Here is a 14,599-nt window from a genome sequence, read left to right as displayed (position 1 = left end):
GCTTCTTGTCGGAAGGCGATTTACATCGTCTCCAACTCTAAGTTCGTTTTTAATGCGCTTCGCTTTGTAAAAACCCTCGCGGCCCTATCGAGGTCTGGAGTGGTTCGGATAGGGCTACTGGAAACTGAAAGCTATGTGGCGAATACAGATGTTTGGTGCTCTACAGGCGGAGTTTGGACGTTATCGCATAGAGCGTTTCGCCACCAAAAAAGCGAGCGTGCTTTTGGTCTATCTTGCGCTTCATGTAGGCAGCCTTTTCCCACGCGAGGAGTTGGCCACTTTGCTGTGGCCGGATGCGGATGAAGAGACGGGCCGACACAATCTCCGCATGGCGCTTAGCACGCTGCGCAAACTATTTCGTATCCCCTCTATCAGTACCGAAAGCCTTTTTATTGCCAATCGGGACTATGTGGGGCTGCGCAAACAGGCGGTTGTTACGGATGTGGCGGAGTTTGATGCCTTGCTTGCGGAAGCACAGGCCACGAAAGAGGCCGGTCGGCTTGAGCTGCTATCGCGTGCCGTAAGCCTCTACCAAGGCGACCTACTGCCCGGCTTCTATGAGGATTTTATCCTTTTGGAACGGCAACGTCTTGCCGATAAATGGCAGCAGGCCTTGCGCGAACTGATCGTGCTGCTTCAAAAACAAGAGGCGTTTGGCCAGGCCACCGAGTATGCTTATCGCGTTTTGGCCTACGACCCACTCGACGAATCGGTGCAATATCTGCTGTTACAGCTTCTAGCCGCTCAAGGACAGCACGAGCGCGCGCTCCAGCGCTATCAAGAGATAGAACGTCTCTTCCAGGAGCAGTTGCAATCTTCTCCACCCGATTCGCTCCAGAAACTGGCCGAAGATATCAAGAAGCAGCTCGCCGGCAGCTCTTTTTCAGCTCCTCCGCTGCGCGCTCTGGCTCCAACGACAACAGCTCCACTTAGCAATACGCTACCTCTCTATTTAACGAGCTTTTTCGGTCGTGAACAGGAGCTTCAAATCGCTCTTGAGCAACTCCAGCCCGATCGTCAAGCGGTGCGTTTAGTCTCGATAACAGGCCCAGGAGGGGTTGGTAAAACTCGCTTTGCTGTGGAGATCGCACATCTGTTAAGGCAGGTGTATTCCGAACAGATCGCTTTTGTGCCCCTAGCGGAGCTTTCTCGCAAAGATCAGCTTGTGGAAGCTATCCTTGCTGTGCTCAAAGTGCCCTCTGATACCTCTCTGATGGTAGAGGAACGACTCAGACTGGTTCTATCAAACCGGAAGCTGCTGTTGGTGCTCGACAATTTTGAACAAATGGAGGAAGCCTGTGCGCTCTTCTTACGTCAGCTTTTGGAATGGCATGCGAATCTTCGTTTGTTGGTTACCTCGCGCCGTCGCCTCAATCTCGAAATAGAGCACGAGATCCCTCTAAGTCCTCTACAGGTACCTGACCAGCCGGTAAACCAAGACCAGCTGCTTGAGTGCGCCGCAATTCAAACATTTTTGGAGCGTGCTAAACGCAAGAGGCCCGACTTTACACTAACGGAGCGCAATGCGGAAGCCGTTCGGCTGTTATGCCATCGTCTGGACGGTCTGCCGCTCGCCATCGAGCTGGCCGCAGCTTGGGTACCGGTAATGAGCCCATCGCAGATGCTGCCTCGCCTAGAGCACCGCTTTGAGCTATTGGTCAATCGCCAGCGAGATACGGTGCAGCGACACCGTACGCTTAAGGAGACGGTTTCCTGGAGCTATCAAATGCTACCGGAAAACCTTCAGAAACTATTGAGAAGTCTTAGCGTTTTTCGAGGAGGGTGGACTACGGAGGCAGCTACATGGGTTTGTGGAAAGGAGGCTGTAGAAGGGCTTCTTACACTGCTCGACCACTCGCTCGTTGCGAGCTACCCGGCCGGCGCGGAGATGCAGCGCTGGCGCATGCTAGAGACGATCCGCGAGTTCGCCTACGAGCAGCTCTCTCCCGAAGAACGCACCACCTTGTGCCATCGTCATGCGCTCTACTATGATGGGCTGTTAGAACAAGCAAAGGCAGACGGTTCGCCAGGTGTACCACGATGGATGCCGATTATCGAAATGGAGCGGGAAAATATACGGGCTGCCGTCGAATGGTGTTTAACAGGGAGTGAACCGCAGTTGGGGGTACGGATCGGCAAAGCGTCGGATGCGTTTTGGCGCGGTTTGGGCTATCGTTTGGAGCGGCTCCATTGGCGTGAGCTGGCCTTCCAACGTATGGCCGATCTGCCACCCGATTTACAGGCCACTGTTTTGGAGAACGTTGCCATAACAGGCCGCCCCGATGCCATCGCGTTGCTTGAAAGAGCTTTGGAGATCTACCGTGCGCTTGACGATAAAAGTGGTATCGGCGGCGTTTTTGACCTGATGGCACAGTTCTACACGGATAACGCGCAGCATGATAGGGCGATAGAGCTCTATCAGCGCGCACTGGAACTTCGAAAGCAGATAGGGGATAAGGAAAACTACCGCATCACTCTGGCCAATCTAACCGGTCATTATACTGCTTTAGGCCGCTATCACGAATCGCTTCCTCAACTTGCGCTCTGTTTACGCCTTAACGAGGAGCACAATGACGCCGGTACGGAAGCCGTGCTCCGTCGCGCTATCGGTGAGATCAAGCGGCAGCAGGGCGCTCTTACCGAAGCCTACGAGCAGCTTTCAACCGCTCAGCGGATTTTTGAAATACGTGGCGAGCACACACAGATCATCAGAAACCTCTATGCTTTGGCTTTAGTGGAAGCGATGCGGGGAGATTATGAAAGTGCGTTGGCTTGGATGGAGCAGCAGCAGCGGTTGATAAGGGAGATCGCCAAAAGGTCGCAGAGTAGGGTAAATTTTCGGTTGCGCCTCGAGTTGTTATGGCAGATGGGGCGCTGGGAAGAGTTTGCGGAGGTCTATCGAGAAGCGCGAGAACAGCAGCAGGCCTCTATTGATAGCGTCACCCCCGTGGATCAGTTCTCTCTTCTGTTTGCACAAGCCATGTTAGCAGAGAGAGAGGGGCGTGAGGAGGTAATGGTAGAACTGCTTCAAGAGATGTCGAAAATTTCACAAGATACCGAAACCGTCGTCTGGGATGAGGTCGCTCGCGCCAAAACGCTACAAGGAATGCTGCTATGGCGTTTAGGACATACCGATGCTGCGCGTGAAGCCATTCTGCATTCTATGGCCCTTTGTGACAGAAGCGGGCTTTTGCCAGAACAAGAGCGCTTGCTACGGCGTATGGGACAGCAACTCGTAAAGTTAGGTCGCTATGAAGAGGCTCATCCGCTGTTAGCGACCGCCGAAACCCTGCGCATAACCGGGGGTTGGGTGATCCCACCGATAGAGAGAGGCGATTATGACCAAGCCATCCAACGTTTAAGGGAAGCTTTAGGTCTAACATCGGTGTCACTGAAATCGGCGAACATGCCACAAGAGGATTGGCGGGAAGTATGGCACCGGTTACCGGCGCTGCTAGAGTAGAGGGCGCGATTTCCATCTATACAGGAGGCTGCGGCCCTTGACAGAGATACATTTGGTAGGTTAGAACGTGATAAGACTTGCAGCTTTCGGAAGTCTTTAGTCTTGAAGATAAGGGATGGGTTTATGCCTATTTATGAATACTTTTGCCTACAATGTCGCCGGCGCTTTCGCAAGTTGGTGGGAATGGTGGCGGGACAGACCGCTGTGGCCTGTCCCCGATGTGGTGGCTCTGAGGTTTCTCGGCTTATCAGCCGCTTCTCCCGTTTGCGGGGAGAAGATGAAACCCTCGATGCGATGGCTGAAGAGCTCGAAGGCCTCGATGAGAACGACCCCAAAGCGGTACGCCGCATGATGCGCACTCTTAGCAGAGAGATGGGAGAGGATATGGACGAAGAGGAGCTAGAGCAGGCGCTCCTTGAAGCGGAAGAGGGAGAGGCTGAGGAGGCGCCTGATATGAAGTAAAAATAATCGTGCGCTACTCTCTACCGCTTGTCGGGTGAGCGCGAATATAGGCTGCATAAGCGTGGAGAGAAGGACGGGGGCGTAAAACACCATGCCTTCCGACATGGGAGCGCACCACAGCATAAAGCCCCCAGGTATATTCCACAGGGCCGTGTGTACGACTAGGTCCGTCAAAAGGAAACGTCCAGAAAACCTTCTTTACTTGAGGGTCGGCAAAGTTTACCGCGAGGGTATCGGTTAAATATTTTGCCTGTGACTCCTCACCGTCCTTATAGCCGGCATCATTCTGTTCGGATGGTGAGGCCGGATAGGCTACTTCATCCACCCAAATTGGCAACTCTTTGCCAGCATCGCGTCGCATCACCCGATGCAGATCGACCAGCCATTTTGCCTGGGCTTTGGGCGGAATATCGTTATAGTGTAGGTTCATTATATCTATATTCTTGTAAAGTGGGTAGGTGGGGTCGGTAACGAGAGCATGGTAGTATTGGGAGTTGGGCATAGTCGCCGGATCATCCCACCACACGCAGCCCGACATGACAGCGGCATCCGGATCTTCACGGTGCACGGCTCGATATGCTAACCCAAGAGCTCTTGCATAGGTAGAGGCTGGCCATGCGCCGCCCACACGCCTATTTAACAGTACCGGCTCATTTAGAACCTTCCAAGCCATCACCATACCATGATACCGACGTGCTAATTGGGTTACATAGGCGCTCCAGTCGTTCCAATTTTGTGGAGGATAGTCCCACGGATTCAAAGCCGTAGCGGGAGCAGTGGATGCCCAACGGGGTGTGCCGCCTAATTCGGCCAACACACGCATATGGTAGCGCGCCGCTGTCTGAACGATTCGGTCGGTTTGCGTAAAATTCCACACACCCGGTTGCGGTTCAACAGCACTCCAATCTAGCCCAATACGCACATAACCAATACCGGCCTGCGAAAGCCCAGCAAGCAAAACTGGCAACTGTTTTAAGCCTAGTTCGTTGCGCACTAAAATGAGATTCATGTCCACACCATAGGGGCTATCAGGAGGAGGTGGACCGATGCGTTGCTCATGGGTTTGTGGCTGTGCATAACTATGGATTGCAGAGAGGATAAAGCCACAAAGAGCAAGAAAAAAGGAGTTGATTTTTCTCATCTTTTTCTCCTATTGTTCGTTTGTGTGTTTATAGTCGGTCAAACGATCGGATTCCTTCATAGTGACGCACAAGAGGGTACATTGTTCACATTGAAAACACACAAAATAACGGGTTTTAGAACCTAGAAAAAAGCGCTCTGCAAGTGAAAACAAAACGGATTAGGCAGGATGAGAGACGGCTTAGAAATGGCCCCAGATCAGACTGTAAAGCAGTATGGCCAAAACAATGAGCGTGACCACGACGTACAGCCTGTCTTTCTCACGGATAAAGGCATAGATCGAGAAAATAACGCGGGCGATGGGGGTGGCAACGAGAAGTAGAAGGCCGAGCTGAATGATACCACGGCCATGCCCCTGAAGAGCATAGTGGATAACGCCGGTAACGCTGCGTAGTTCCGGTGGCTCTCCCCGAAAGGTGTGATAGTGGATTTTTTGGTTACCGTACTCAAACAGGTAGATAATGCCTCCTATAAAAACGACGGCGGCGGAGAAAAGTACGCCGATCCGAAGCAGATTACCGATAACGATCTCTACCTGTTCATCGCGCCAGTCTTGGTTAGGAGCCCTGGTCTTCTCTACGGGTTTTGGTGGCAACGTTTCTTGACCCTCTTTCACGCTAAAGCCTCCCCGTAATTCCATTGAAGATCATCTCGAGCGCAAGAGCAAGGATCACCAAGCTAAAGATGGTGCGCAGCATCTTAACTCGTGCGAGCACGAGGAGACGCGCTCCCACCAGAGAACCAAGGAGCACGCCCAACATTACCGGCATTGCAAGCCCTGGATCAATGTAGCCTCGGTTGAGATAAATGCCTGCACTGGCCGCTGCGGTGACCCCAATCATAAAGTTGCTCGTGGTGGTAGAGACCTTGAAGGGAATGGCCATGGCCTGATCCATCGCCAACACTTTAACCGCTCCCGAACCAATGCCTAAAAGCCCCGAGAGCGCACCGGCCACGAACATGAGGCTAAAACCGGTCGGCACATGGTAAACGTTATAGCTTTTCATACCCTCTGGAGTGGGGTAGGTGCCGTTCATACGAAGGCGGGTAGCTAGAGGGTCAGGCGGCGCTTCCACCACATGGTCTTCTTTTGGCTTACTCGATAGATAAGAGGAGTAAAGTAGGACCAGACCGAAGATAATGGCGATAGTACTTGTGTGAACATGGGCGGCGATAAACGCTCCTACAATAGCTCCTGAAGTTGTGGCAACCTCTAGAAACATGCCGATCCGAATGTTGGAGTAACCTTCTTTAACGTAAGCTGCAGCCGCGCCAGATGAGGTTGCAATGACGGAGATAAGCGAGGCGCCTATCGCATAGCGGATGTCAACATGAAACACAAGCGCCAGAAGCGGCACGATAACGACCCCACCCCCTAAGCCGGTGAGCGCGCCGAGAAGCCCCGCGAGAAAAGAGCCGATCCAGATCAGTATGGTGAATGAAAGGACGGTCAAGGCTGTTCTATTTCTTTTATGAAGAAGAAAGAGCGTATAGCAGGGAACGAACCCCACCTTAATACGTTTCTGCACGCCGAATTGTTACCTTCATTTTAGCCTATTTTGAGGGGGGTTAGATCACCTCTGCACGCAAGAGGCCTATGGATGCCGAAAGGAGCTTGGTAAATGGGGCTAAAAGCGGATAAACTAACTACTCGACAGAACGTTGGAGAGGGAAGGCGTATGGGCTACGAAAAGGTTTGTATTCTTGGGCTTGATTGTGCGGAGCCAAGCCTGGTTTTCGATAGGTATCGTGCGGAGCTTCCTTTTCTCGCACGGCTAATGGCAAGAGGGTGCTACGGTCCTTTGGAGAGCACGGTACCTCCTATTACCGTACCTGCCTGGATGTGCATGATGACAGGCCAGGACCCTGGCACCTTGGGCATCTACGGTTTTCGGAATCGTCGTGACCGTTCTTACGAGGCTCTAGAGTTTGCCAATAGCCACATGGTACAGGCACCAGCACTATGGGATATTCTTGGAGAGTACGGTAAAGAGAGCCTTATTGTGGGGGTACCGCTAACCTACCCGCCTAAACCCCTCAAAGGGGTGCTCGTGAGCGATTTTCTAGCCCCTAGCACACAAGAGGAGTATACCTACCCACCAGAGTTCCGCCATGAGATCGCGCAGGTGGTTGGAGACTATTTGCTAGATGCACGTGGGTTTCGTGAAAAAGACCGTGATACCCTTCTTACCGAAATCTATGAGATGACCAAGAGGCGTTTTGCTCTCGCAAAGCATCTGCTTACGACGCGCCCCTGGAACCTCTTTGTGATGGTAGAGATGGGCCCCGATCGCATGCACCACGCTTTTTGGCGCTATATGGATGCGCACCATCCCTTCTATGAGCCAGGACACCGCTTTGTCAATGCCATTCGGGACTACTATCGCTATCTCGATAGCCAGATAGAGGCTTTCGTACAACTCCTCGACGGAGATACCTTGCTGTTGGTGGTATCCGACCATGGGGCCAAGCCTATGGTTGGCGGCTTCTGCTTCAATGAGTGGTTGATACGGGAGGGGTATCTTGTGCTCAAAACCGTGCCCGAGGCCCCTACCAAATTCTCCCCAAAGATGGTAGACTGGAGCCGTACACGCGCTTGGGGGGATGGCGGCTACTACGGCCGACTTTTTCTCAACGTACGTGGCCGCGAACCGCAGGGAACAGTGCCTCCTGAAGAGGTGGAGGCGTTGAAGCAGGAGCTTATTCAGCGCATCGAGGCGCTTACTGACGATAAGGGGCAACCCATGGGCAATCGCGTATTTCGGCCGGAGGAGGTCTATACATCCTGCCAAGGGGTACCCCCCGATCTTATCGTCTACTTTGGCGACCTGCATTGGCGTTCTGTTGGCAGCGTAGGGCATAACTCCTTGTGGACTCATACCAACGACACTGGCCCCGATGACGCCAATCATGCACCCTTTGGCATCTTTCTTATGGCCGATGTCAAAGCGCTTCGTGATGCCGAAGCGCCTGTAAAGACGTTCGATACGACAGATGCTCTTAAGGGCCTCTCCCTGTACGACATTGCACCCACGGTGTTAAATGCGTTTGATCTCCCCATCCCTGCAAATATGCGAGGAAAGGTCATCCAAAGGGACTGGACTGGCGCATCTCCCTCAGGCCGAGAGCAGATATCCTCTCTATCCACACCTATGCAAGCGGAACGCGCCTACACGGAGCAGGAGGAAGAGGAGTTGGCGCGTCGGCTAGAGGAGCTGGGCTACATCTGATGAAAAGGACGAGAAGATGCGTGTTGCCGTGATCGGGTTGGGCGGCACGGGAAGTGCCGCCTGTAGGTATCTGGCAAAGAGGGGCCATACGGTGGTCGGTTATGAGCAGTTTCGTGTGGGGAACGATAAGGGAAGTTCCTACGGTGAGTCGCGTGCGATCCGCTATGGCTACGCCGATTCGTTTTATACCCATCTGATGAAGCTCGCCTACCGATGTTGGGATGAGTTGGAGGCGGAGGCTAACGAAGAGCTACGAGTACGTTGTGGAAGCCTCTTCTTTGGAGAGGAGGGCAATGCCTTTCTCCGCAAAACAATCCAGGCTCTCGATGCTGAAGATATCCCCTATGAACTTCTCCATAAAGTGGAGGTGGAGAGGCGCTTTCCAGCTATTCGGCTTGCAGAAAACGAGCTGGCCTGCTATCAAGCGGAGGGTGGCTTTTTGCGTGCGACGCGGTGTGTGTTAGCCAACATTCGGTTAGCGCGAGAGTATGGGGCGCAAATTCGAGAGCATACCTCCGTTCAACGGCTTATTATGAGTCGCGAGCAACCGATAGTTGTTACTGCCCATGGAGAGGAGGCCTATGATAGGGTTATCGTTACGGCCGGGCCGTGGATAAGTAAACTCTTTCCCGAGTTACATCTGCCTTTAGAGGTAACTCGACAACAGGTGGTCTATCTTCAGATCGCACGGCACCCAGAGCGTTTCTTGCCCGGAGCGTTTCCGGTTTGGATTGATACAGATCGGTTGATCTATGGCTTTCCCCAGGACGGCCGGGTCGAAGGGGTAAAACTCGCCGATCATCATCTGGGTGAGTCGGTAGACCCCCATTCTGTAAATCGTGTGGTGGACGAGAGCTATCAGCTAGAGATGGTGGCCTATGCCCTGAAGCGCTTCCCCGATCTATGTGACCATGTCACTTACTCACAGGTATGTCTCTATACCAACACTCCAAACGAGGATTTCATTTTGGATTCGGTTCCGAACAGCCCTGCGGTCTGGTTGGTAAGCGGTTGTTCCGGACATGGCTTCAAATTTACGGCGTTATTAGGAAAACTGGTTGCCCTGCTGGCCACCGATTCGGCAGAGATAGAGCCGACCCTTGCGGCAGAGCTACGTGCGATAAGGCGTCGTTTTGCCTTGAAACGGTTTTTGAAGCCATTCAGCGAGTAATGCGATAAAGAAAAGCACTAAGGAGGTAGGACGATAGGTAAGTGCATTCCGCCTACGCTCCTTAGTTCACGTTTTTTGCTTTTTATGGAGTGCCGTACACTCTTTGTGCTCCAGCAAAAGGCTGGCCAGGCTTCTGTGTGGTCACATGCACAGCACTGGGACCGCTTCTTCCGAATGTACGCCATCCGATGAAACCGATGATAGCCAGTAAAACAACGATGACTACAATTCCTACGATAGGGTTGACATCGCTGGATTTAAGCTTATCTAGCATGACGCTTTATCTCCTCGGTTAGTTTGGACCGGTATTGGGGTCGCTAGGTGTCGGATCCCACATGGTCTCTTTGCAAAGATGCCACCAGTCCACATTGCCACCAGAGGGAATCTGAGACTGATGCATGGTCTGCTCGATGCGCATCCATTTAACATGTCCGTCCATGAGGGTCCAGTTGTATCCCCCATTATGTCGTGGAGTTTGCCCAGGACAGATAAGCCGGTCATAGTTCGTTCCCGTGTTGTTAGCACCACAGGCATATTGGCTACAACATTGGTCAGGTTCTGGCGGGCAGTACATCTCCGGCCAAGGCTCTGTGGGTTTAGACCCCTTTTCCGTGAACACGATAAACGAGGCTGGTTGTTCAACAGCAGCATCTTTACCTCCGGTGTTACCCATGGCGGATGCGCCTACGTAGAGCATGTAACTTCTCAGCAGGTTCTGGGGGTTATCTTGCGGCCATACAAAGGCAGCGCCGTAGGGATCGGAGGGGCAGCGAAAAAGGCCTTGGTTTTTGATATACGGATAGACAAAGGTAGGCCAGAAGGCCTGAGTCCACCACCATAGTGGTGGGGCGGTCTCGTCATAGTCTTGGGAGTACATCATGTAGGCGAGACCCAGTTGCTTCATGTTGCTAAGACAAGCGGCAGCACGAGCTTTTTCACGAGCTTGGGCAAAAACGGGGAATAGAATGGCTGCCAATATCGCTATTATAGCGATAACGACAAGAAGCTCGATGAGTGTGAAACCTTTGCGATGTAACGATGTGCGTTGCATTTTCCCTTTCCTTTCTATAGGTCGAAGATGCGGTTAAATTATATATCAAAAAGCGACGGTATGCAAGATAAAAAGCTAGAGATCAAATAATTCGATGCTCAGAATCAAAGTCAGCGATCGCCGCCGAATCGGGAAAAGCAGCGCTGGCTCTTGCGGCAGAGCTACGTGCGATAAGGCGTCGTTTTGCCTTGAAACGGTTTTTGAAGACCTCTACGTAAAGCACGAGAGAAGCAGAAGTCCAACTTCAAGGCTGTTGTGACTATTTGGGATAGCTATTGACGAAGGACGTTATCTCGCCTATAATAGCCCCTATACTTTTGCGCGCATAGAGATCCGTTGTCCTCATCCCTCCACGTGCTGTGTGCCGACGCTCTGAGACGCGGAAAAGAGAAAGGAGGTTCGTACGTGGAACCCCTGCTTTACAACCAGAGCATCCTCCTCATCGTGGCGATCTTAATAGGCCTTATGGGGCTAGGAGTAGAAGCGGGCTTTCGATTCGGTAGGCGATGGCAACTCGATGCCACCGAGGCGTTCAAAGCGCATGTAGGCGTGATATTGGCCTCCACAATCGGGCTTTTATCTCTTTTACTTAGCTTTACCTTTTCGTGGACCCTGCAACGCTATGAAGACCGCAGCGAGGCTCTTGTGACGGAAGCAAACGCCATTGGAACGACCTACCTTCGAACTCAACTCCTGCCAGAGGCGATGCGCGCGAAGGTTCAGTCCCTGCTAAGCCAGTATGTCAATGTGCGGCTGCAAGAGGTCAGTCTTCCTCTGGCAAACCAACAGGAGCGTCAGCGCCGAATAGAACAGGCCAACCAACTCGCTGCGCAGCTTTGGGGTGAGGCTATGTTGGCTGTGCAAAAGGATGCAAGACCGGTAACGAGCGGTCTCTTTGTTCAATCGCTCAATCAACTTATTGACTCTGCGAGCAGCACACAGGCTGCCTTTCAAAGACGTGTGCCGGAAATTGTATTTTTTACGATATTTGCCCTATCTATTCTAATAGCTATTCTGTTTGGCTATATATCGGGCCTCTCGGGACACCGTGTCCGCTCCTCAACCTTTCTGTTGTTAGGGAGCGTTGCCTTGACCATTTTTTTGATCGTTGACCTCGATAGACCACGCAGTGGGGTGATCCAAGTTAATCGGGAGACGCTGCAGAGCCTTCAAAAAGGGATCGCCCCAACAAAATTGCCTTGATCAAAGGCTAGACGCGTGGCACAAAGAGGTTTCTAATGTCCAAGCGACATTAGGTTGAAACGCCGCCACAATGTCAAAAGACACCATTACTTGGAGGCTCTATCTCTCCTAAGCTTCACTGGTTCATCATAAGGCAAGAGAGAAGCAAGAGCCAAACACCAGGGCAGTTGTCTCTCTCTTGCGAGGGCGTTTAAGGACCACCACGGTAGACACGTTTGGCTCCAGGAAACGCCTGGCCAGGTTGGGGTGGTACCACCTTAATATTTGAGGATGCCCCCGGAGAACCAAGGGTACGCCAACCGATAAAGCCCACGACGAGTAGAACTATCGCGAGCACAACTACGATCATGAACAGATACTCTGCACCTGTGACCGAAAGCGGCGACGGCAGGAATTCCTGCTCATGATATCGAAAACAGTAACAAAAGCTGCCTGGCTATAAGGAGGAAACGGTGAAAACCCTGCGACATTGCATCTGTCTGAAGCTGTGTGTGCTCGGAGGCATTCTGCAAATAACCGCCGCTCAAGCCCGGCGACCTCCGACACCCGACCCTACTTACGGTCTACCCATCCCTAAGTCCGTTCAATTTGTCTCCTCCACCACTCAGCCCGTGAAATGGATATGGACCAATCATGTGGCTGATAACCAGACTATCTACGCACGCCGCGTTTTCACTTTAGAACGCTTACCCAGAAAGGCCGTGCTCTACATAACGGCCGACGACCTCTTTACGCTTTATGTGAACGGCCAAGAGCTCGATCACTCCTCTCCACAAACCGGCGACGGTTTCGTATGGCAGCATGTCCATGCCGTCCCGCTAACATCGCACCTGCATATGGGGAAAAACGTGATCGCGGTGCGCGCTGTCAATGGAGGAGGCCCAGCAGGGCTCATCGCTATGCTCGATGCCGACGGGAAAACGCTTCTTTGTACCGATAAAAACTGGCGGGTTACCGAGCAAGCGGAATCATCAGATAACTGGACAACGCTAGATTATGACGATAGTTCTTGGTCTGCTGCCACTGTAGAAGCCTCGCTGGGAGATGCACCTTGGAACGAGCTCATCGGATGGCCTGGATACGATTCAGTAGATGTGCCCTATCTAGCGCATATCACCTTGCCCGTCGTAGGTATACTGGACGTGCAGGCGGGGGCGGGCAAGATTACGGTGGATTCGCATCATCCAGGACATATAGAAGTTGTAGCCCCTCCTCAGAATTCCGGTCGAACGCCGCCCTCGTTTGTTGTGGATTTTGGCAAAGAGGTGGCTGGACGCGTACGTCTTCTCGTGAAGGGTGATGGCATTATTGAAGTTGGAACCGGTGAGTCGGAAGACGAGGCGGTGATGAAACCGTGGGGTGGCATCCACACTTTCGATACCCGCTCCACGTCCTCTCCGCTCTACACACCCTATAGTGCCTTCCATTACGCCAAAATCACCTGCTATGCGCCTCCTGGAACCTCCGATACCCCGCTGACCGTGGACGTATCTCTCGATTTTAAGTACTATCCCGTTCAATACAAAGGCTCGTTCGACTGCTCCGACCCCCTCCTCACACGCATCTGGTATGTAGGGGCCTACACAGCCCACCTCTGCATGCAGGAGGATATTTGGGATGCTCCCAAACGCGACCGGGCGCGTTGGATGGGCGATCTGCAGGTTTCAGGCCGGGTTATTGACACCGTTTTTGCCGATAAGTTCTTGATGGAGCAGACCATGCAGCGCCTCCGCGATGATGCACAAGGAGGCAATCCACCTGCCGATCTGCCTAAAAACCACGTGAACGGTATTCCCGGCTACTCCGCCGCCTGGGTTGTGGGACTCACCGATTTCTATAAGCACATCGGTGACAAGGACTACCTGATGAAACAGCACGACCTGCTGGCTTCGATGATCGCCTATATGGAGGGCGATCTCGATGACCAAGGGCTTTTCGCAAATAAACATGGTGCATGGGATTATGTGGACTGGTCGCCCGACTTCAACGGTGATAGCCCACTCGCTCGCATCGCCACCCAGATGTACTACATCAAAGCCGCAAAAGATGCGGCCTTCCTCTTCCGCGAGATGGGCGATATGTCCAACGCTGAGCATTGCCAACAGCTCGCCGATCGGCTCACCCAAGCGGCACACCAGCATTGGCTCTCGCCACAAACCGATACGTTTGGGCTTCGGCGTCAAGAGAACGCCATGGCCATTTTCGCCGGCGCCACCACACCAGCCGAGACAACAGCCATCTATCAAGCGGTTTTCGCTCCTGAGAGCCCGGCATGGTCTTACATCGCCACACCCTATTACAATAACTATGTTATCTATGCGATGAGCCTAGCTGGTCATACCCAGGCGGCGCTTAATTTTATTCGGCGCTATTGGGGCGGCATGATCGCCGAAGGAGCCACCACCTTTTGGGAGGGCTATGACCCCTCTTGGCCTAAAAAGCACTTCCATCTCTATCTCCAGGCGGATAACGGCATGGGCACCTTTGTGAGCCTTTGTCACGGGTGGTCTTCCGGTCCAACAAGCTTTCTCACAGAGCGCGTGCTCGGCGTGCGTCCCACAGGTGCCGGCTACGCCACGGCGGTTATCGCCCCCGATCTCGCCGGCCTTCAATGGGCCGAGGGGAATGTGCCTACGCCGCATGGTCTCCTTCATATCCGGGTGCAGGCCCTCAAGAACGGAGGGGAACGCGTAGACCTCATGCTGCCACCCGACGTGAAGGCCGATGTGCAACTTCATGGGAAGGCGAGACTGGTAGGAAGTTCGATGCAGCCGCAGTTCCAGGCCGATGAGAACGTTTCTCATTTCACCCTCGATCGAGCTGGCCACTACGTCTTCGAGAGTACGGAGGGATAGATCTCCTTGCTCTATAAAGGTTAA

Annotated in this window: 12 protein-coding genes; 6 read left to right on the top strand and 6 right to left on the bottom strand. The window is 52.9% G+C overall.

The window, feature by feature from the left end:
- Positions 1–133: 133 nt before the first annotated feature.
- Positions 134–3,463 (top strand): ATP-binding protein, encoded by a 3,330-nt coding sequence (locus CCALI_RS06600; RefSeq protein WP_016482696.1) that lies wholly within the window; start codon positions 134–136, stop codon positions 3,461–3,463.
- Between the two features lie 123 nt (positions 3,464–3,586).
- Positions 3,587–3,925 carry an FmdB family zinc ribbon protein gene (locus CCALI_RS06595; protein WP_016482695.1) on the top strand — a complete coding sequence of 113 codons (339 nt, stop codon included), beginning with the start codon at positions 3,587–3,589 and terminating at the stop codon, positions 3,923–3,925.
- 13 nt (positions 3,926–3,938) lie between these two features.
- Here CCALI_RS06595 and CCALI_RS06590 read toward each other — a convergent pair whose 3' ends face one another.
- From CCALI_RS06590 to CCALI_RS06580, 3 genes are all read right to left on the bottom strand, one after another.
- Positions 3,939–5,066, bottom strand: a complete 1,128-nt coding sequence (locus CCALI_RS06590; RefSeq protein WP_016482694.1) for an endo-1,4-beta-xylanase — start codon at positions 5,064–5,066, stop codon at positions 3,939–3,941.
- 180 nt (positions 5,067–5,246) lie between these two features.
- Positions 5,247–5,681, bottom strand: coding sequence for a DUF1634 domain-containing protein (locus CCALI_RS06585; protein ID WP_016482693.1), 435 nt, complete (start codon positions 5,679–5,681; stop codon positions 5,247–5,249).
- Between the two features lies 1 nt (position 5,682).
- Complete coding sequence (locus CCALI_RS06580) at positions 5,683–6,519, bottom strand: sulfite exporter TauE/SafE family protein (protein ID WP_044949986.1); 837 nt, start codon at positions 6,517–6,519, stop codon at positions 5,683–5,685.
- Positions 6,520–6,687: 168 nt separating this feature from the next.
- On the opposite strand from CCALI_RS06580, the gene CCALI_RS06575 reads away from it, so the two are divergent.
- Complete coding sequence (locus CCALI_RS06575) at positions 6,688–8,295, top strand: alkaline phosphatase family protein (protein WP_016482691.1); 1,608 nt, start codon at positions 6,688–6,690, stop codon at positions 8,293–8,295.
- Positions 8,296–8,311: 16 nt separating this feature from the next.
- A complete protein-coding gene (gene solA / locus CCALI_RS06570; protein ID WP_016482690.1) occupies positions 8,312–9,466 on the top strand; it encodes an N-methyl-L-tryptophan oxidase in 1,155 nt (384 codons plus the stop codon).
- A gap of 82 nt (positions 9,467–9,548) precedes the next feature.
- On the opposite strand, the gene CCALI_RS06565 is transcribed toward solA, so the two are convergent.
- Both CCALI_RS06565 and CCALI_RS15060 read right to left on the bottom strand, forming a co-directional pair.
- Positions 9,549–9,740, bottom strand: a complete 192-nt coding sequence (locus CCALI_RS06565; RefSeq protein WP_016482689.1) for a hypothetical protein — start codon at positions 9,738–9,740, stop codon at positions 9,549–9,551.
- Between the two features lie 18 nt (positions 9,741–9,758).
- Positions 9,759–10,517: a DUF1559 family PulG-like putative transporter gene (locus tag CCALI_RS15060; protein WP_016482688.1), complete on the bottom strand. Its 759-nt coding sequence runs from the start codon at positions 10,515–10,517 to the stop codon at positions 9,759–9,761.
- Positions 10,518–10,922: 405 nt separating this feature from the next.
- Here CCALI_RS15060 and CCALI_RS06555 point away from each other — a divergent pair, with 405 nt between their 5' ends.
- On the top strand, positions 10,923–11,720 hold the full coding sequence (locus CCALI_RS06555; RefSeq protein WP_016482687.1) for a bestrophin-like domain: 798 nt from the start codon (positions 10,923–10,925) through the stop codon (positions 11,718–11,720).
- 190 nt (positions 11,721–11,910) lie between these two features.
- On the opposite strand, the gene CCALI_RS16025 is transcribed toward CCALI_RS06555, so the two are convergent.
- Complete coding sequence (locus tag CCALI_RS16025; RefSeq protein ID WP_155850492.1) at positions 11,911–12,069, bottom strand: hypothetical protein; 159 nt, start codon at positions 12,067–12,069, stop codon at positions 11,911–11,913.
- A gap of 103 nt (positions 12,070–12,172) precedes the next feature.
- On the opposite strand from CCALI_RS16025, the gene CCALI_RS06550 reads away from it, so the two are divergent.
- Complete coding sequence (locus CCALI_RS06550; RefSeq protein ID WP_016482686.1) at positions 12,173–14,575, top strand: alpha-L-rhamnosidase-related protein; 2,403 nt, start codon at positions 12,173–12,175, stop codon at positions 14,573–14,575.
- Positions 14,576–14,599 lie beyond the last annotated feature (24 nt).

This window comes from Chthonomonas calidirosea T49 (assembly GCF_000427095.1).
GTDB classification, from domain to species: domain Bacteria; phylum Armatimonadota; class Chthonomonadetes; order Chthonomonadales; family Chthonomonadaceae; genus Chthonomonas; species Chthonomonas calidirosea.
The sequence above is the reverse complement of the archived record's forward strand: the minus strand, read 5'-3'. Positions and strand labels throughout refer to the sequence as shown.